The organism is Pontibacter mangrovi (assembly GCF_006385705.1).
GTDB lineage: Bacteria > Bacteroidota > Bacteroidia > Cytophagales > Hymenobacteraceae > Pontibacter > Pontibacter mangrovi.
Window position 1 is genome coordinate 425000 of record NZ_VFRQ01000001.1, and the last position, 18772, is coordinate 443771.

Sequence of the window (18772 nt, forward strand, 5' to 3'; positions counted from 1 at the left end):
GACTACTCGTGGCAGTGTGGTCAAATTTGAGGCAAAAATACGAATATTATGCTTAACGCCTTATGATACTTATTTTCATTAACATGAATTTGCTTAGTTTTGCAAATTGAATCTACTGCCCAGGGAGAGGCAGCCAGGAACGCTTAAAACTATGTGCAATCAGGATTAGCTTAAGCAGTCTCTCTAAAATATATATCTACTTGATACATACAATAAAACAAACTATTAAAAAAAGAGGTGTTGTTCTTCAAAATATAACTTCCCTTTTTCTGTTTCAAGGAATTAATTATCTCTCACCTATATTAACACTACCCTACCTAATTGCTACACTTGGCGCTGAGAAGTATGGCTTTATAGCTTTTTCCCAAGCTATCACACAATATTTAATTGTGTTTACTGAATATGGATTTAATCTCACAGCAACTAAAAAAATATCCGTAAACAGAGCGAATCCTAAAGTCATCTCCCGCATTTTCTCTTCAGTACTGATTATTAAGGCTGCGTTAATAACTATTAGTCTACTTTCATTAATAACAGCCATAAATATTATAGAGCAGTTGAATCAACTACAAGAAATTCTATTATATTATTTCGGAATGGTTGTTGGTCAAGCACTATTCCCAATATGGCTGTTTCAGGGAATGGAGAAAATGAAGTACATTACAATAGTAAATGTAGTTTCTAAAGGAATCTTTATCATACTGGTGTTCTTTTTAGTAAAAGCGCCTGAAGATTATAAGCTTGTCCCACTTATTACTTCAGCTGGATTTGTCTCCGCAGGCTTATTCTCATTAATTATAGCTCATAAAGAATTTAAGGTATCCTTTTCATGGCCTGGAGTTAAGGAAATTATGATTCATTTGCGCGAGGGGTGGCATATATTTATATCCAGTTTAGCAATAAGCCTGTACAGAAACACGAATTTGGTTATTCTTGGATTCATGTCAAGTGGATTAGTTGTTGGTTACTTTTCTATTGCAGAGAAGATAACAAAATTAGTACAGTCTCTAATCAACCCAGTCTCGCAGGCTCTATACCCTTCGTTTAGTTTAAAATTAGCCAAAGAAAACAATTCAGCTGCTACTAAGACTTTATTACACATAACTAAGCTGTACTTTATTGGGTTATTAGCTCTTACCGCTATCTTTTTTGCTCTAGCACCTCTGGCAGGCTATTTTATAGACGAAATTAATGAAAGGGTAATCCTCAACATAAAAATCCTAAGTCCTATTATATTGTTTGGGAGCTTGAATTACCTTATAGGTGTTGTAGGATTAGTCAACTTAGGCTACGAAAAATATTTTTCAAGTACGGTCATGATAAGCGGAGCCGTTAACATTGCCCTTTGCTGTATCCTTGTTTACATTCTTCAAGATATTGGAGCAGCAATTGCATTATCACTGGCAGAGTTTACTCTGTTCTGTTTAGTTGTCTATAAACTTAGAGCCCTATCACAAAATAAAAATGAACGTAGCAGCGGTAACAGTTACCTATAGTAATCGGGCACACCTTCTACAGAAAGTTGTAGCTGGGCTAATTAAAGCGGGGATTAACGCTCTTGTAGTTGTTGACAACGGTTCCCCTGACTCCAACCATGATTGTCTTGTTGAGTTGCAAAAATCCTATAGCGATGTTTTGCATTTAATTCGTCTTGACAAAAACACTGGTTCGGCCAATGGATACAAAGTGGGCATGGAATATGTGTTGAATAATTTAACTGAAGAGTTTATTTGGCTTCTGGATGATGATAACCTACCAGAAGGGACAGCGTTGGAAGAACTTAAAGTTTACTGGTGCCAAAACAGCTTTTCTTCAGACAAAGTAACCGCACTTCTTTCCTATAGGAATGATCGACCTAAATTTAAGCAAGCCATACAAACCAAACAGCCTTATGCTGTTTTGGGCTTAAAAAATTCTTTTTTGGGGTTCCATATTGTTAATCTACTAAAGTCGAAAACAAAAGTTAAGGCAGATCCTTCCATTTCTAATGGAGTAGTGGCAGTGGCTCCTTACGGAGGACTGTTTTTCCACAGGAGGCTTCTTTCACTGATCGGCATGCCTGATACTAATTTCTATCTTTATGGAGATGACTATGACTTTAGCTACAGAATAACAAACTTGAATGGGCAAATCGAACTTATCTCGAGCAGTATAATACAAGACCTAGAAACGTCCTTTCACCTTAAAAAGGAAAAGAAAAGTTGGAATCGTTTCTTTAAAACGAATTCTTCAGATCGTATATTTTATTCTGTTAGGAATGGAATATGGTTTGAAAAACACTACTTCGTAATAAGTAAAATAGTATATTTTACTAACATGGCTGTCTACCTTCTGCTTTTACTTGTACAGTTTTTATTACAGCCTAAGCACCTTCCAAAGTTAAAGATAGTTTTAAAGGGTGTACAAGCAGGAATTAAAGGTAGAAAGTAAAACTGAAAATATGCTTAAACTCACTTTTTCAGATGTTATAACTGTTTGCTTACTTCTTTATATATATGTTCTAGGAGGTGCACTTCAGTTCTTTGTAAACCTCTCTTTTACAGTTTCTACTGCACTTACTATTGTCCTTGTTTTGGGTTTATATTTTGCCCATGCCATTATAAACAAGAGGCTTCTTTACAATAAGTTTATTGGGTTTGGCCTTTTATTGGCATCGATAATCATTTTATCAAGCCTATTAAATCATACGTTTTTTGTAAAAACGGCCCTCTACCTTAGTTTCGTCATTTTCCCAATAGGCGCTTATATTGCGACAAGGTATTTTGTTAGGACGAAGATATTGCATATACTATTCAACAAATTCTTTATTCTGCTTGGACTGTTGCAACTACCGGTGCTGCTTATACAGGAATTTGGATATGACCTTCTAATCAAGTTTAAACGAACCTCGCAACAGGTTGCTCCCATTGACTTCAACTTCGGTACATTCTTTTTAAAAAACGACCATGGCCTAGCTTTCTTTTTGATATGCCTCTTGCTATACCTATGGTTGGATCCAAAGGCAGAACATATTAAATATAAAAAAATCTATTCGTTAGTGTATGTACTTTCCATACTGCTCACAAATTCTACCATTTCCCATTTATTATTGGCTGTAACGCTATTATACTTAGCATACAACAAAGTAAAGCCTAGAGAGCTACTGGTTTACCTGAGCTTAGCTTTGGGATTAATTTCAGTGGTAGCTGGACTCGTGCTTTTCATGAATTCCAATAAATTGCAAGCCTCATTAACTACATTTATAAATAATGCTCATTATGATAGAGCCTTAAAAATGTATGAAGCCGGCGTAGCTACCCGTATTCAAACTTTAGTTGTTTTTATTAATAATAAAGTAGAGTGGCTAGGGCATGGGCCTTATAGTTACTTTGACATACTTTCAGGGATATTTTACCAGAATCCTAATTTTAGCCAATGGATCTGGTTTTACTTTGATTTAGGTATAGTAGGCGTGGTAGCCTTTATCTTGTTTTTGCTTAACTTTGACGTTCGGGGAAATCTGAACAAGAAGCGATATGGGAGTATTATTCTAGGGATGCTCTTTATTTATGCAATTTTTTCTACTGTTACTGTTGATCTAACTTTTACCTTTACTTTTTTTCTCTTTTGCAGAAGGGAGCAGCAACCTTATGAATATAATAATACTTCCATATCATGATTGGAGAAAAATTCTTTTAGAAGGAGCTAGAACGAGAGATGCACATTTCATTGAAGCTCTACGCAGACACCATAAAGTAAATAAGGTATTGATTATCAATAGACCTTATACTCCTTTAGAGCTTTATCTGAAGAAAAAGAATATACCCGTTTCTGGAGACATCCTTTTACATGAGAAAGGCGGCAAACTTATTAAGATAGATGACAAAACTTTTATTACAGATTTTGAATCTTATGATATAATTAACCACGCTCGATTCCGACGGAAATGGTACAGTAAGGCTTATGCGGCCACCAAATTTGTTGCATTCCAAAGAAAATCAATTGAAAAGCTTGGCTTAAGAGAAGACGACACTTTAATTCTGAATCAAAATATACTATCGGCACCTCTATGTTCGAAATTAGGCAAGATGCCTTTGTTTTTCGATGCTTGGGATAATTTTCTACTAATGCCAGGTTTATCTGACTTGAGAGAGACCCTGACCACCAATTATCAATTACTTAGCAAGCAGGCAAGGCAATGGTATACTAACTCCCAACAAAATATTGCTTATTTTCATGACACATTTGGCCCCAAGAATATAAAGCTCTTAAAAAATGGCGTGGATTTCTCTCTTTTCAAAAAAAACTACGAGATACCCAATGACCTAGAGGGTCTGCAGAGGCCAATTGTAGGTTTTGGTGGCAAAGTTACTCATTTATTTGATGCTGATCTTTATCGTCATCTTATCGAACGCAATCCTGATAAAAGCTTTGTGCTTATCGGTCAAATTTTAGATAAAGCTGTTTTTAATTCTATTGGAAATCACCCAAACTTCTACTACCTAGGAGATAAGCATTATAACCAATACGCCTCGTATATTACAAATTTTGATATTGGAATAATTCCATATAAGATTGGGAAAAGTCAGCATGGTGGCGACTCAATAAAGGTATACGAGTATCTTGCTGCGGGTATAAAAGTAGTGGGTACAAACGACAATGGCATTGAAAACCACGGGGAGTTCTTATATATTGCCCACACTAAAGAGCAATTCCATGATATGATACAGGAGGTTAAGTCTAATCGCGAACCCTTTTGTGTAGATAACCATTCTTGGGAGGCTAAAGCTACAGAAATCGTAAATGACTTTCAGAAAATATAGTGCCCTCCTAAAGCTGCCAGACTGGAATTTTATCGCATTGGTGCTTATAGCTGCAACGTTTGTACTTCCGTTTCGATTAAGCAATCTAGTTTTGGTAATAGCTGTGCTTACATGGGCACTCACAGGTAATATATTTAATAAAATTAAAACTTCTCTTTCGAAACCCGTTAGCTGGCCCATCTTAGCCTTCTTTCTACTACACTTAATAGCTTTGCTGTATAGCCATAACCAAAAAGTTGGGCTGTTTGCTATTGAAAAGAAACTTCCACTTTTAATATTTCCGCTGATAGTTTATGCCGCGGATCTTAAGGTAACACAACATAAATTACTCCTGCGTATTTTTGCTTGGTCGATAGTAGCAGCCAGCGCAGTCCTCTTAGTTAGGGTAGCATATTTTTTCTTTATCGTAAACAACTGCAGCACTTGCTTCTACCATGATTTTAGTAATGTAATTCATTTACATGCAGTATATTTTTCATATTATGCTTTCTTAGCTGCCCTTATTCTGCTGCAGGATCTAGCCCGGTCACCTAAACTGTTAACTTTTACTGCTGCCCTACGCATTTTTGCAGTAGGCATATTACTATCGGCTTTAATATTTGCAGCATCTAAGCTAGTAATTGTTTCACTGTTCCTGCTGTTGCCACTTTATCTGATACTTAGTTTTTCCAAGTTTAAAATCAAAGCTTTTTTGGCCACTGCAGTATTTATAACCGCAGCTGTATTGTTAATTACATCAGTAGATATTGTGCAGGATAGGTTTAATGTAATTGCCCATGATAATGGCATTAAACATTTAAGAATAGTTGGGACAAATGAAAAGCTAAGCAATGATGAGAAAAGAGAATTAACTGGGTTCAGCCTTCGATTATTGCTAGTGAAATTGGGACTTCATGGGGTGGACCAACAAAGAACGTATCTTTTAGGTTTTAGTCCTGGCGATGCCCAGGAAACTCTAGATAGAATTTACAAAAAGCATAACCTCGCCCCAAGATGGTTCGAAGGATATAACCTGCACAATCAATATGCTCAGACCTTTTTCGAGTTAGGCTTGATTGGTCTCATCATACTTTTGAGTATGGTAGTAAGCCTCATAGCTTCAGCTTCTTATGCAAGCAGTCAACAACACCTGTTACTAATATTTGCTTTTTTAATCTGTTTTGCCTTTTTGTCAGAAGTTGTTTTAGCAACAAATAAAGGTATTATGTTTTTTGGATTCTTTTATACACTTTTAACAGCTAAGCCAACTCAAAACACATGAAAATAGCCATTATCGGTACGAGAGGAATACCAAATTACTATGGCGGCTTTGAGCAGTTTGCCGAATACCTTTCAGTAGGCCTTATTAAAAAAGGGCATGATGTCACTGTATACAATTCGCACTTTCACCCTTATAAACAGTCGGAATGGAATGGTGTTAAAATTGTTCACTGCTATGATCCAGAAGAAAAAATAGGAACAGCTGGGCAGTTTATTTATGATTTTAATTGTATTTTAGATAGCAGAAAGAGAGGATTTGATGCTATCCTACAATTGGGGTATACTAGTAGCTCTATCTGGGGAAAATTGTTACCTAAAGATGCAATGGTCTTTACTAACATGGATGGGTTAGAATGGAAAAGAACTAAGTTTTCTCCAAAAGTCCAAAAGTTCCTGTTAAAAGCTGAGCGTTGGGCTGTGAAGATGAGTGATTATCTTATTTCTGATTCTCTTGGAATAAAAGATTATCTACATAACAAGTATAAAATAGATTCAACTTACATACCTTATGGTGCGCATCTGTTTCATGATCCTCATATCAGCAAGCTAGCAAAATATGATGTGAAGCCATATAACTTTAACATGTTGATAGCTCGCCTTGAGCCTGAAAATAGCATTGAAGTTATTCTTGATGGTGTAAGCGATGCTACTGATAAAAAAACTTTTTTAATAATTGGAAATCATAAGACAAAGTATGGAGAGTATCTAAAGGCTAAGTATAAAGAGGTCAGTAACATCAATTTCTTCGGTGGCCTTTATGATATTGAAGCCTTGAATAATTTACGATACTATTCAAATATTTATTTTCATGGCCATACTGTAGGTGGTACCAACCCATCCTTATTAGAAGCAATGGCTTCGTCAGCGCTGATTTGCGCACACAATAATCCTTTTAATAGGTATATCCTAGGTGAAGATAGTTTATACTTTACAACTCGTGAGGATGTAGCCGAAATACTTAACAGCACAAGTAAAGAAAGTAGCTCCACAGGACTAATGGTTAATCATAACCGAATTAAAATTGAGAAATATTATAGCTGGCAAAAAATCATTGATAGTTATGAAGAGCTTTTCCTCTCGAAGCTTAATACCCTTCAGGCATTTAAACATAAGTCTGTATTATAGTTACAGTTTGTAAATACCTTGAAGCAAACACAGCAACTAATATCCCTTTTTCAAATTAGAACCTGTTTCTGAATAGAATTAATGCCCGGCCTCTACTCCAAATACATAAAGCTTGTACACTCCGTTGGCGACATAGCAGCCGTTGCTTTGTCCTCGGCAGGGGCGCATTATATGGTTTTTGGAGAAATAGATAATCTGTTTACCCAGGATTACCTTCTGTTGTTCCTTTACTCAATCCTGGGTTGGATTATATGTGCTTCCCTTTTAGAGCTTTACAAAGTGTACAGGATATCTAAAATATCCACGGCCATAGTTAATGTGCTTAAGGTATCTTTCCTGTTTATTGTCTTAACGGAGGCTGCGCTAAATATTACCGGAGTAGAAGACGTATCCCGAATGTTTTTACTTTATCGGTATATCTTGTTGATAATAATGGTTATACTGTGGCGCACCTTTATTATCATTTTCTTAAGAAAAGCCAGGAAAAGCGGCTATAACTATAGAAATATCATCGTGGTTGGTGTTGGAGAAGCTGGCATCGAACTTTCCAAGTTTTTCAAAAAGCACCCCGAGCATGGCTACCGATTCCTGGGCTTTTTTGACGACACAAAACGCGTGTTACCGGAAAAAGTAGGCAAGATATCAGAAGTGGAAAAATTTGTGCTACAAAATAATGTGGATGAAATCTACTGCTGCCCCTTTGAGCTTGAAAAGGAACAAGTGCAGAGCCTGCTAAGTTTTGTAGACAATAATATGGTGCGCCTTAAATTCTTGCCCGAACCAGGGGAATTGCCAATTTTCAAACTAAAGGTGGACTTGCATGATTTTATGCCAGTACTAATCCTGCGGCCAATTCCTTTGGATGATATCACCAACAAAGCCCTTAAGCGTGCTTTTGATCTGTTATTCTCCTCTATTGTAATCCTATTTATACTTTCATGGCTGTTGCCTTTGCTGGCTATTGTCATCAGACTTGATTCCAAAGGACCGATCTTGTTTAAGCAGGCGCGTTCGGGCATAGACAACAAAGCTTTTAGCTGTTGGAAGTTGCGCTCCATGTACGTTAACTCAGATGCAAACTTTAAGCAGGCCAGGCGGGGGGATTCCAGAATAACGCCTGTAGGGGCATTTTTGAGAAAAACTAGCCTTGATGAGCTTCCGCAATTCTTTAATGTGTTTATGGGCCAAATGTCAATTGTTGGTCCACGCCCGCACATGCTTAAGCACACGCAAGAGTACTCACCTGTGGTAGACAAATACATGGTACGCCACTTCATCAAACCGGGCATTACAGGCCTGTCGCAGGTGCGGGGCTACCGCGGCGACACCACCCACTCCTATCAAATCCGTGGCCGCGTGAAGCTGGATATATTTTACTTGGAGAACTGGTCTTTCTGGCTCGACCTGAAGATAATCTTCTATACTGTTTATAATGTAATTAGGGGCGATAAAGCCGCTTTTTAAACCTTTCCTTAAGGCAGTTTTCTCTTAACTCAGATCATACTTCCCACCTTTGCTCCACTTTTAGTAACTTCGCCGGCAAACCTGCAAGAGCATGAGCAAAGAGAAACCATCTATACCTAAAGGAACACGCGATTTTGGTCCGGCTGTCGTGGCCAAGCGAAACTATATTTTTGGCGTCATCAAGCGCACCTTCGAGAGGTTTGGCTACCTGCCGCTCGAAACGCCGGCAATGGAGCAGCTGTCGGTGCTGACAGGAAAGTATGGCGATGAAGGTGACCAGCTCATCTTCAAGATTCTGAACTCCGGAGACTTTCTGGCTAAGACAAAACATGAGGATATTGAGCAGGGCTACAAACATCTGACACGCAAGATTTCCGAGAAAGCGCTGCGCTACGACCTCACGGTGCCATTTGCACGCTTTGTGGTGATGAACCGTAACGACATCACCTTCCCTTTTAAAAGATACCAGATACAGCCAGTTTGGCGTGCTGATCGTCCGCAAAAAGGGCGCTACCGCGAGTTTTATCAATGCGACGCCGACGTGGTGGGTACAAATTCACTGCTCTGCGAGGCGGAGATCGTGCAGATGATCAACGGCACCCTGACAGACCTCGGCCTGACTGACTTCACTATTAAGATAAACCACCGCGGCGTGCTGGCTGGCATAGCTGAGGCCATCGGTGAAAAAGGCCGCGAAGGCGAAATCTGCGTTGCCATCGACAAACTGGATAAAATTGGCCGTGAAGGCGTGCGGAAGGAGCTCCTGGAGCGAGGCATCACAGAAACGGCTGTCGGTAAGTTGGAGCCACTCTACGACCTCAGCGGAAGCAACGAAGAAAAGCTGGCGCAGCTGCAGCGTATACTTGGAGAGACTGCCGAGGGACAACGCGGCCTGAACGACCTGCGCGAAGTATGGGCCTACCTGCAGGGACTGCAAAGCATGGCCTTAACAGCTGAGAACCCGTCAGGGGAGCCACGCCTGATGCTCGATGTCACGCTGGCGCGGGGCCTCTCCTACTACACCGGCTGCATTTTTGAGGTGAAGGTGAACAATGTAAGCATGGGCAGCATCAGCGGCGGCGGCCGGTACGATAACCTGACAGGCATGTTTGGCTTGCCGGGAGTCTCTGGCGTCGGCTTCTCCTTCGGCGTAGACCGCATCTATGATGTGCTGGAGGAGCTGCAGCTCTTTCCGGAAAGCAGCCAACAAAGCACCACAGCCCTTATCGTGCAGTTCGACAAGGCATCGGAGCAATACGCACTGCCTGTGCTGCAGCAGCTCCGCGATGCCGGCATCAGTGCAGAGCTTTACCCCGAGCCGGCCAAACTAAAGAAGCAAATGGGTTACGCAGATCAAAAAAGTATACCTTATGTCATTTTAATCGGTTCGGAGGAGATGGCATCTGGCAAACTAAAGCTGCGCGACATGAGGCAAGGTCAGCAGCAGGACCTGACAGTAGCGGAAATCATTTCGAAACTCAAATAAGCGGATGTCCCAGGAACACCACATTTCCAGTGCCTACCTGACGCTGGAAACGATCGAAACCATACTGAAGCAAAAGTATACGCTGGTGCTTTCGGAGGAGGCAACGCAGCGAATTACGCACTGCCACGAGTACCTGCAGCAAAAGATCAGCCACAACAGCCAGAGCATCTATGGCATCAACACGGGCTTCGGCTCGCTGTATGACAAGAAGATCTCACCTGCTGATCTGGAGCAGCTACAGCGCAACCTGATGATGTCGCATGCCTGTGGCACCGGCGAGGAAGTGCCGCAGGAGGTGGTGAAGCTGATGCTTCTGCTCAAGATACAGTCGCTCGCCTATGGCCATAGCGGTGTGCAGCTGCAAACGGTAAAACGCCTGATAGACTTCTTCAACCGCGATGTGTACCCGGTGGTATACCAGCAGGGCTCTTTGGGAGCCAGCGGCGACCTTGCTCCCCTGGCGCACCTATGCCTGCCTTTGCTGGGCCTGGGCGAAGTATACTTTCAGGGAATGAAGCTGGAGAGCCGCCACGTGCTGGAGATGTTCGGCTGGGAACCTGTACCGCTCAAAGCTAAAGAAGGCCTTGCCCTGCTGAACGGCACACAGTTCATGGGCGCCTATGGCGTTTACACGTTGCTCATGGCCAAGCGCTTGTCAGAACAGGCTGATTTGGTTGGGGCATTGTCTTTGGATGCTTTTGATGGCAGAGTAGAACCTTTTAACCAACTCATCCATCAGGTACGGCCACATCAGGGGCAACTGAAAACGGCTGAGGTGCTGCGCAGCCTGCTGCAAGGGAGTCAGTTAGTGGCCCAGGAGAAAAAGCATGTGCAGGACCCCTACTCTTTCCGCTGCATCCCGCAGGTGCACGGAGCCAGCAAGGACGCTATCCGGTACGCCGAGCAGGTTTTCCTGACGGAAATCAACGCCGTGACAGACAACCCGAATATCTTTCCGGAAGAGGATGAGATCATTTCGGGCGGTAACTTTCACGGGCAGCCGCTGGCGCTGGCCCTGGATTTCCTGGCGATTGCCGTGGCCGAACTGGGCAGTATTTCTGAGCGCAGAACCTATCAGCTGATATCCGGGCAGCGTGGCTTGCCTGCTTTCCTGGTGGCCGAGCCAGGCCTAAATTCAGGCTTCATGATCAGCCAGTATACAGCCGCCTCTATCGTGAGCCAGAGCAAGCAGCTATGCACCCCTGCCTCCGTAGACACCATTCCTTCATCCCACAACCAGGAAGATCATGTAAGTATGGGTGCCAATGCGGCCACCAAGTTGTACCAGGTGGTGCATAACACGGAGCGGGTGCTGGCTATTGAGCTGCTGAATGCGGCGCAGGCGCTGGAGTTCAGAAGACCCCTGCAAAGCTCAGAGCCGCTGGAGCGTTTGGTAAAGGCCTACCGCCTGAAAGTGCCTTTTGTGTCCACGGACCGCATCCTGCACCACGACATGCAGGAGAGCATCCGATTCTTGAGAGATTATACTTCCTAAGTTTTAAAAGCCTTTGCCACCACCGTGGCAGAGGCTTTCTTTTTAGCAAAAGCGCTTTATTGCCATACTTTTGTTATTTTAACCGTAAAGGCAAAAGAAATGGATAGCGTGAAAAAACTGCTGCTTCTCTGGCTTGTACTTTTGTCAGCTGCCGCCTGGGCGCAGGATGGCTGTTTTAAGGCTATCCAGAACGGAAAAGAAGTAAAGGCCATTTGTACCAATGAGCCTGTATTTTTCCAAAACTGCACTTCTGACCCCGATGCAGTTGTCTTTTATTACCCCGGCCCCGACAAATTCGACCCTCAAAACTACGACGAAAGCGACATGCTGACCGGAGAGCAACCCATCACCTATTCTAACCCCGGTAGCTATACTATAACCCAGGTAATTAACCGTGAAGGCGGCGGCGACACGAAGTATTTTGAGCAGGTGTTTGAAGTGAGGGCGGCCATACTTCCCGAGTTTTCTGCGCAAGCCTGTGCCAACGGAGCTGTAACATTCACCGTCAACACGCCAACGTACGACACCTATATCTATGACTTTGGCGACGGCACTGCCCAGGAAACAAACGGCAGCAGCGCCATCACCCATACCTTTACTTCCCAGGGCACTTACACTGTTACGCTCACGGGCAGCTACACGGATGTTGCCTGCGGGCGGTCGCACACAGAACAAGTCACCACGCTGCCGGTGTTGGATCCAGACAATCCTATCCAGTTGAACAAGCTCACTGTATTGGAGCAGTCTGCTGCTGGAAGTATACAACTGGAGCTTTCGGGGCTGGTGCCGGGCTATACGTATACCGTGGAGCAGTTTACCGGTGATTTCCGGGAGCCGTACAAAGAAATTGGCGTACTGGCGGGCATCACGAACAGCGAGGCAACTGTTAGTTTCGAGAACGTGAGCACCAGCAAGGGCACCTGGTATTTGGTAAGGCCACAGGACGATTGCGGCAACACCTTACGCAACTCCAATGTCGTAAGTGCTATCGCACTAGAGGTACAACCCAATGAGCAACTGGTGGCGCTAAAATGGCAAAGCCTGAACAACAAAGATTTTAATACATATGAAGTATACCGCAACGGTACGCTCCTGCAATCACTTCCTGGCACCGCCTCCTCGTTTAACGACGCTGACGTGACGTGCGGGCAAAACTATAGTTACCACGTGGTTGGCATTTTAACTGAGCACGATGGCAATACATATACTTCTGTTTCTGCCGCTTTTACAGCTGAAGTTAACTCCACAGCCAGGCCTGCCGCTCCATACCTTTTGTCCAGCTTTAACCTGCAAAACGAAGTAGAGCTGAGCCTGCAACTACCAACAGGCGAGCAGGCGGCCACAATTGTATACGAGCGCAGCACCGGCGGCACCACCTACAGCACCCTAGCCGAGTCGCAGCAGCTTAGCCTGTTCGATAGCGAATCACAACCACGCCAAGCCTGTTATCGTGCCTCCTTTACCAATACCTGCGGCAACACATCAGCCATCAGCAACATAACGTGCCCTATACTTCTAGAGGCCGAACAAAAAGCAGACGGAAGTATAGATTTGCGTTGGTCGGCGTTTACAGGTTTCCCGGATGAGGTAGGCCAGTACACCGTAGAGCTGCTGGATGAAGCTGGCGTTGTGGCAGCGACTTATACTGCGGATGGTCTTTCATATACTGATAATACGTTAAGCAAGGACTTGCCCGTGCTGCGTTACCGCATAAAGGCCAGCTCAGCCAACGGAACCGGAACGACCTACTCTAACCTGGCGGAGATAGAGCAAACTGCCCTGCTCTACATCCCCAGCGCCTTTACGCCAAACGGCGACGGGCTGAACGATGTATTTGAAATAAAGGGCAAATTCTATACAGGCTATACGTTGCTGGTGTATAACCGCCTGGGCAATGTGGTCTACCAGGGCACCAACAACGACCCGTTATGGGATGGCACGAAGGGTGGACGAAAGCTGCCTGCCGGGGCCTACGCCTACGAAATAACCTTTACCACCAGCTTTGGCACCAGCAAAAGCAAAACGGGCACCATTACGCTGCTGCGCTAGCTAGGGCCATCAGGTACGTTGGCTTAAAGTATGAAAACGCTAAAAAGAGTGATTATATTTGCATAAAACCGGGGGCAGAATCATTTTGCCCTCTTTACACCCAATAAAGAAGAGACTATGTTTGACATGTTCGGCATGATGGGCAAGATAAAGGAAGCCCAGGCCAAAATAAAAGAGGCGCAGGAAAAGCTAAAAGACGTGACAGTAACCGCAGAGTCTGGTGCAGGCTTGGTAAAAGCCACTGTTAACGGGCAGCGCCAACTCCTGAAAATTGAGATAGACGAATCCTTGCTGAACCCAAAGGACAGCGAGATGGTGAATGACCTGGTAGTGGCAGCAGTAAACAACGCCATGCTGACTGCCGGTGAGCGGGCACAGGAAGAAATGCGCAAACATACCGAAGGACTTCTGCCAAATATCCCCGGCTTAGACCTTGGCAACTTTGGACTATAATTCCGCGCAAACCGCAGTAGTTATACTTAACTGGAACGGACTGCGACACTTACAGCAGTTTATGCCATCGGTAGTGGCTAACAGTGGCAACGCAGAGATTATAGTTGCCGATAATGCCTCTACCGATGGCTCTGTTGCTTTTTTAAAGGAGCACTTCCCGCAGGTGCGCCTCATCCTGTTATCCCAAAACTATGGCTTCTGCGAAGGCTATAACAAGGCTCTGCAGCAGGTGCAGGCAACGTATTATGTGCTGCTAAACTCAGACGTGGAGGTGCCGGCGGGCTGGGTTGAGCCCATCGTGCATATGATGGAGCAGGACGAACGTATTGCCGTTTGCCAGCCTAAGATTCTGGCGCAGCAGCACCCAGGCTTTTTCGAGTATGCCGGTGCAGGCGGCGGCATGCTGGATGCACTGGCTTACCCCTACTGCCGCGGCAGGATGTTTGAAACGCTGGAAGAAGACAAGGGGCAGTACGATGACGTACAGGAGGTGTTCTGGGCAACGGGAGCCTGTATGTTTGTGCGGGCACAAGCATACCACCAATTGGGTGGCTTGGAGCCAGCCTTCTTTGCCCATATGGAGGAAATTGATTTCTGCTGGCGCGCCAAGAATGCCGGTTACAAAGTGATGTACTATGGTTTAAGCCGAGTGTACCACGTGGGAGGCGGCACCTTGCACAAGTCAAACCCAAGAAAAACCTACCTGAACTTCCGGAACGGGCTGGCGCTGCTGTTTAAGAACATTCCCGGAAAAGAGTTAGCGGCAGCCCTGTTGTTGCGCGTGCTGCTGGACTGGATTGCGGCATTTAGAATGTTGCTGGCCGGACAGACAAAAGACGCACAGGCCGTGCTGGACGCCCACACGGACCTTATACGCCACCGCAAGTACTGGCTGGCCCGCAGGAAAGCGCAGCAGCCCAAGGGCAATTTCCCATACATCACGGGCGTTTACAAAGGCAGTATCGTGTGGCAGTATTTTATCCGGCAAAAGCGGACGGTGCAGGAGCTATAAATCCCATACTGTACTCCGCTCCCGGCGAAGATGCTTGCGCACATTCATCCAAAAAGCCAGCATCAGGTAAATGAGTACCGGGGAGCCCATCGTCAGGAAGGAGACATAGATGAACGTGAGGCGGATGCTGCTGGAGGCAAAGCCCAACTTCTCGCCTAGCATCGTGCACACACCAAAAGCCTGTGATTCGATAAAGTACTGAAGCCGTTTCATGATCATCTGATTAAAATTCTAATTTAGACGTTGTTCCCCACTTTTCAAAACTGTGCTATGCTGAAGAAGTTTAACATTAAACGGGAAAAATCAGTTTATGGTGTACCCCGTATTTACGGCAAGCGAAAAAAACAGGACATGCAACAGTACAAAAAAAGTAACACCTATATCTTTCTTATCACCATCGGCCTGGGCATCGGCAGCTCTGGGTGCACCCTGCAGCGCATGGTAAAAACCGCCGAAAAACACCAGCAAGTAACAGTCTTGCCCTCTCCGCTGGTTACTAATGGCGAGCGCGTGGAGTTTGAGCTAAAGGCCCAGGTGCCGGAGAAGCTCATCCGCGACAAAGAAGTATACAAAATGGATGTATACTATACCTACGGCAACGAGCAGCGCGAAAACATCGCCACCTACAACTTTTCCATCGGAGAGTTTGTGTATGAAGACCAGAAACCTACCATCCTGAAGCAGCTGTCTTTCCCTTATGCCCCCGAAAAAGCAAAAGGGCGCCTCATGGTGCAGGGCCGTGCCATGGACAAAAAGGACAACGATATTGCCTACACAGATCCTGAACAAGTAGCCGTAGGGCTGAACACCACCGGACTGCTGCTGGTGCGCAACAACGCGTTTACCTTTGCCGATGACCAATATGCCGCGTCTACAGACAGTATTGGGCGGGTCGTTTTTTTCTTTGAGGCGAACCAGTCTAAACTAAACGACCTCTCAGACGAAAAGCTAAAGACGCTCGACCAGTACGTGCTGGACAATGTGGCGGCCCAGGATATCAGGATTATAGGCATGAGAGCGCCGGGAGAAAAAGGAAACGAGCTGGCCCGAAAGCGGGCCGAGACGCTTGAAAACTATTACCGCCAGAAAATGAAAACGCTGGACTACAGCGGCAAAAAAGTAAACATCGTAATAACGGCAGAGGATAATACAATAAAATTACTGCAGCAAAAAGTAGAGAAATCGGCCCTGCCCCAAGCTCAAAAACAGGAAGTACTGGCGCTACTGCAAGGCCCGCTCAGTGAAAGGGAAAAGCTAGAGGCGCTACAGAACACTGCCGGTTACGCTTACCTGCAAAAGTATGTTCTGCCAAGCTTGCAGGCTGCTGAAGTGCAGTTTAACTACAACCGCAGCCGGCGCCCGGATTATGAGCTGTACGTGATGGCCCAGCGCATTGCAAATGACCAGCTTGATGCTGATGCCCTGACAGAGGACGAGCTGCAGCACGCTGCCACCCTCACTCCCATTCTGGCCGAGAAGCGCAAACTCTACGAAGCAGCCGTAAAAACCACTGACAAGTGGCCCGCCTATTACAACCTTGGCGTGGTGTACAAAGAAATGGCTAGCAAGGATTTTAGGCCTGCCGCTAAAAAGGCGCTGCTGCAGAAAGCTATTCATAATCTAACGTATGCCAGTTACCGACACCCAACAGCCGAAATGAACTACAGCATCGCCAGTGCCTACCATCAACTGGGAGAGAACGACAAGGCGCTGGAGTTTTATGAGTATGCTTTGTCATTAGGCGGTGAGGAGGCGCTGCTGCAGCAGATTTTTGCAGATAAGGCGGCACTGGAGATTGAAACCGGAAGGTATGACGATGCCATCGCCAGCCTGCGCTACGCCGGGGATAGTTACCAGACCAACATGAACCTGGGCCTGAGCTACCTGCTGAAGGAAAACTACGAAGGCGCGGAGGAATTTTACCTGAAAGCACTGGAACTGAAACCGGACGATGCGTTGGCTTACTATAGCCTGGCCATTATCGGGGCCCGCACCCAAAAAGAGGAAATGCTAAAGCAAGGCCTGCGCCGTGCCGTGAATGCCGACAGAAACTTTATGCAGAAAGCGATCAATGATATTGAGTTTGAGGCGTATCGCGACAAGCCTGCCTATAAAGAAGCCCTTATTCAATAAGATTAGGTTGTAGAAAACGAGTTTGTACATTGTAAATTGATAGAGTTCTCTTAATTTTACCTGCTGAACCGAGAATTAAACATCATATATGCGAAGTATACAGTTTAGAGAAGCCCTGCGCGAAGCGATGTCTGAAGAGATGCGCCGCGACAAGAGCGTGTTTCTGATGGGCGAGGAAGTTGCCGAGTACAACGGAGCTTACAAAGTTAGCCAAGGCATGCTGGACGAATTCGGTCCGGAGCGTGTGATCGATACCCCGATTGCCGAGCTTGGATTTGCTGGTATCGGTGTAGGAGCCGCCATGAACGGCCTGCGCCCTATCATTGAGTTCATGACATTTAACTTCTCGCTGGTGGCCATCGACCAGGTGATCAACTCTGCCGCCAAGCTGATGTCCATGTCAGGTGGCCAGTACGGCGCGCCGATGGTGTTCCGTGGCCCGACTGGTAGCGCCGGAATGCTGTCTTCGCAGCACTCTCAGAACTTCGAGAACTGGTATGCCAACACGCCAGGCCTGAAGGTAGTAGTGCCTTCTAACCCATACGATGCTAAAGGACTGTTAAAATCAGCCATCCGCGACAACGACCCGGTGATCTTCATGGAGTCGGAGCAGATGTATGGCGACAAAGGCGAGGTGCCGGAGGAAGAGTATACTATTCCGATCGGTGTGGCCGACATCAAACGTGAAGGCTCTGACGTAACGATCGTTTCTTTCGGTAAGATGATGAAAGTGGCCCTGGCTGCTGCCGAAGAACTAGCCAAAGACGGTATCAACGCTGAGGTTATTGACCTGCGCACTGTTCGCCCGATCGACTACAAAACCCTGGTGGAGTCTGTTAAGAAGACAAACCGTATGGTGGTGGTGGAAGAGGCCTGGCCACTGGCTTCTATCTCTGCCGAGCTGGCGTACCACATCCAGAGCAACGCCTTTGATTACATGGATGCTCCGGTGAAGCGCGTGACCTGCCGTGATGTGCCCCTTCCTTACGCCCCAACGCTGATCGAGGCATCACTGCCAAACGTAGACCGTACTGTAGAGGCTGTTAAAGCAGTAATGTACAAGAAAGCATAAGTATAAATTGCTTTAGAATATACCCGGCGGCGGAGCAGAAATGCTTCGCCGCTTTTGTTTTGGAGCACTTGTCAGAATCAGGATTTACAGGATTAGCGGATGAGTAGGATTGGCTTGCTGTGCCGTGTCCAACCACCCCTGCCCCTCCTTGTCCAAGGAGGGGAATTTTCCGCAGGTGTAATCATCCCCCTGCCCCCTTCGAAGGGGGACTGTGCGCAAAGCCGTGGCTATCTTTTCTGATCCCAGCCTTTGGGTGGGGGTAGGGGCCCTCGACAAGAGCGCCTTCTAGATTTCCGGTGCCGCAGGCATTGCGACGCAGGAGCAAAGGAAATGTAGACAGCGCGATGCCCTTCATCGAGGGCCCCTACCCCCAAGGCGAGGCCTCCCGGCCTGGAGGGAACCAAAGCCAGAGATAAAACTA

At 45.4% G+C, this 18772-nt stretch carries 15 protein-coding genes; 14 read left to right on the forward strand and 1 reads right to left on the reverse strand.

Annotated features, from left to right (window positions below; all coding sequences use genetic code 11):
• The first annotated feature begins 200 nt into the window (after window positions 1-200).
• The 12 genes from FJM65_RS01905 to FJM65_RS01960 all read left to right on the forward strand — a co-directional run bounded on the left by FJM65_RS01905 (window position 201) and on the right by FJM65_RS01960 (window position 15146).
• Window positions 201-1496, forward strand: a complete 1296-nt coding sequence (locus FJM65_RS01905; RefSeq protein ID WP_181163610.1) for a flippase — start codon at window positions 201-203, stop codon at window positions 1494-1496.
• Window positions 1465-2430 (forward strand): glycosyltransferase, encoded by a 966-nt coding sequence (locus FJM65_RS01910; protein ID WP_140618846.1) that lies wholly within the window; start codon window positions 1465-1467, stop codon window positions 2428-2430. Before FJM65_RS01905 ends, FJM65_RS01910 begins: the two co-directional genes overlap by 32 nt.
• Before the next feature lie 10 nt (window positions 2431-2440).
• Window positions 2441-3658, forward strand: coding sequence for a hypothetical protein (locus tag FJM65_RS01915; protein ID WP_181163611.1), 1218 nt, complete (start codon window positions 2441-2443; stop codon window positions 3656-3658).
• Window positions 3630-4802, forward strand: coding sequence for a glycosyltransferase (locus FJM65_RS01920; protein WP_140618851.1), 1173 nt, complete (start codon window positions 3630-3632; stop codon window positions 4800-4802). The genes FJM65_RS01915 and FJM65_RS01920 overlap by 29 nt, the downstream gene beginning before the upstream one ends.
• Entirely contained in the window at window positions 4783-6063 is a 1281-nt protein-coding gene (locus FJM65_RS01925; protein WP_140618853.1) for an O-antigen ligase family protein, read from the forward strand. Before FJM65_RS01920 ends, FJM65_RS01925 begins: the two co-directional genes overlap by 20 nt.
• Complete coding sequence (locus tag FJM65_RS01930) at window positions 6060-7187, forward strand: DUF1972 domain-containing protein (RefSeq protein ID WP_140618855.1); 1128 nt, start codon at window positions 6060-6062, stop codon at window positions 7185-7187. Before FJM65_RS01925 ends, FJM65_RS01930 begins: the two co-directional genes overlap by 4 nt.
• 81 nt (window positions 7188-7268) lie before the next feature.
• A complete protein-coding gene (locus FJM65_RS01935) occupies window positions 7269-8651 on the forward strand; it encodes an undecaprenyl-phosphate glucose phosphotransferase (RefSeq protein ID WP_140618857.1) in 1383 nt (460 codons plus the stop codon).
• A gap of 91 nt (window positions 8652-8742) precedes the next feature.
• The gene (gene hisS / locus FJM65_RS01940; protein ID WP_140618860.1) at window positions 8743-10137 is read left to right on the forward strand and encodes a histidine--tRNA ligase; all 1395 of its coding nucleotides are present in this window, start codon (window positions 8743-8745) and stop codon (window positions 10135-10137) included.
• A 4-nt stretch (window positions 10138-10141) separates the two neighbouring features.
• A complete protein-coding gene (hutH, locus tag FJM65_RS01945) occupies window positions 10142-11632 on the forward strand; it encodes a histidine ammonia-lyase (protein WP_140618862.1) in 1491 nt (496 codons plus the stop codon).
• A gap of 99 nt (window positions 11633-11731) precedes the next feature.
• Window positions 11732-13681, forward strand: coding sequence for a T9SS type B sorting domain-containing protein (locus FJM65_RS21140; RefSeq protein ID WP_181163612.1), 1950 nt, complete (start codon window positions 11732-11734; stop codon window positions 13679-13681).
• 117 nt (window positions 13682-13798) lie between these two features.
• Complete coding sequence (locus FJM65_RS01955; RefSeq protein WP_140618864.1) at window positions 13799-14134, forward strand: YbaB/EbfC family nucleoid-associated protein; 336 nt, start codon at window positions 13799-13801, stop codon at window positions 14132-14134.
• Window positions 14124-15146, forward strand: coding sequence for a glycosyltransferase family 2 protein (locus FJM65_RS01960; RefSeq protein ID WP_140618866.1), 1023 nt, complete (start codon window positions 14124-14126; stop codon window positions 15144-15146). The genes FJM65_RS01955 and FJM65_RS01960 overlap by 11 nt, the downstream gene beginning before the upstream one ends.
• Here FJM65_RS01960 and FJM65_RS01965 read toward each other — a convergent pair.
• The gene (locus FJM65_RS01965; protein WP_140618868.1) at window positions 15141-15359 is read right to left on the reverse strand and encodes a PspC domain-containing protein; all 219 of its coding nucleotides are present in this window, start codon (window positions 15357-15359) and stop codon (window positions 15141-15143) included. The two genes, FJM65_RS01960 and FJM65_RS01965, sit on opposite strands and share 6 nt — an antisense overlap.
• Before the next feature lie 138 nt (window positions 15360-15497).
• On the opposite strand from FJM65_RS01965, the gene FJM65_RS01970 reads away from it, so the two are divergent.
• Together FJM65_RS01970 and FJM65_RS01975 are read left to right on the forward strand one after the other, a co-directional pair.
• Window positions 15498-17279: a tetratricopeptide repeat protein gene (locus FJM65_RS01970; RefSeq protein WP_181163613.1), complete on the forward strand. Its 1782-nt coding sequence runs from the start codon at window positions 15498-15500 to the stop codon at window positions 17277-17279.
• An 88-nt stretch (window positions 17280-17367) separates the two neighbouring features.
• A complete protein-coding gene (locus FJM65_RS01975) occupies window positions 17368-18351 on the forward strand; it encodes a pyruvate dehydrogenase complex E1 component subunit beta (protein ID WP_140618872.1) in 984 nt (327 codons plus the stop codon).
• Window positions 18352-18772: the final 421 nt, after the last annotated feature.

What these genes read in the sequence shown, in the direction of transcription:
- FJM65_RS01910 (WP_140618846.1), top strand. Translation starts at nt 1,465, where the DNA reads ATGAACGTAGCAGCGGTAACAGTTACCTATAGTAATCGGGCACACCTT.
- FJM65_RS01915 (WP_181163611.1), top strand. Translation starts at nt 2,441, where the DNA reads ATGCTTAAACTCACTTTTTCAGATGTTATAACTGTTTGCTTACTTCTT.
- FJM65_RS01920 (WP_140618851.1), top strand. Translation starts at nt 3,630, where the DNA reads ATGAATATAATAATACTTCCATATCATGATTGGAGAAAAATTCTTTTA.
- FJM65_RS01925 (WP_140618853.1), top strand. Translation starts at nt 4,783, where the DNA reads ATGACTTTCAGAAAATATAGTGCCCTCCTAAAGCTGCCAGACTGGAAT.
- FJM65_RS01930 (WP_140618855.1), top strand. Translation starts at nt 6,060, where the DNA reads ATGAAAATAGCCATTATCGGTACGAGAGGAATACCAAATTACTATGGC.
- FJM65_RS01935 (WP_140618857.1), top strand. Translation starts at nt 7,269, where the DNA reads ATGCCCGGCCTCTACTCCAAATACATAAAGCTTGTACACTCCGTTGGC.
- hisS (WP_140618860.1), top strand. Translation starts at nt 8,743, where the DNA reads ATGAGCAAAGAGAAACCATCTATACCTAAAGGAACACGCGATTTTGGT.
- hutH (WP_140618862.1), top strand. Translation starts at nt 10,142, where the DNA reads ATGTCCCAGGAACACCACATTTCCAGTGCCTACCTGACGCTGGAAACG.
- FJM65_RS21140 (WP_181163612.1), top strand. Translation starts at nt 11,732, where the DNA reads ATGGATAGCGTGAAAAAACTGCTGCTTCTCTGGCTTGTACTTTTGTCA.
- FJM65_RS01955 (WP_140618864.1), top strand. Translation starts at nt 13,799, where the DNA reads ATGTTTGACATGTTCGGCATGATGGGCAAGATAAAGGAAGCCCAGGCC.
- FJM65_RS01965 (WP_140618868.1), bottom strand. Translation starts at nt 15,359, where the DNA reads ATGAAACGGCTTCAGTACTTTATCGAATCACAGGCTTTTGGTGTGTGC.
- FJM65_RS01970 (WP_181163613.1), top strand. Translation starts at nt 15,498, where the DNA reads ATGCAACAGTACAAAAAAAGTAACACCTATATCTTTCTTATCACCATC.
- FJM65_RS01975 (WP_140618872.1), top strand. Translation starts at nt 17,368, where the DNA reads ATGCGAAGTATACAGTTTAGAGAAGCCCTGCGCGAAGCGATGTCTGAA.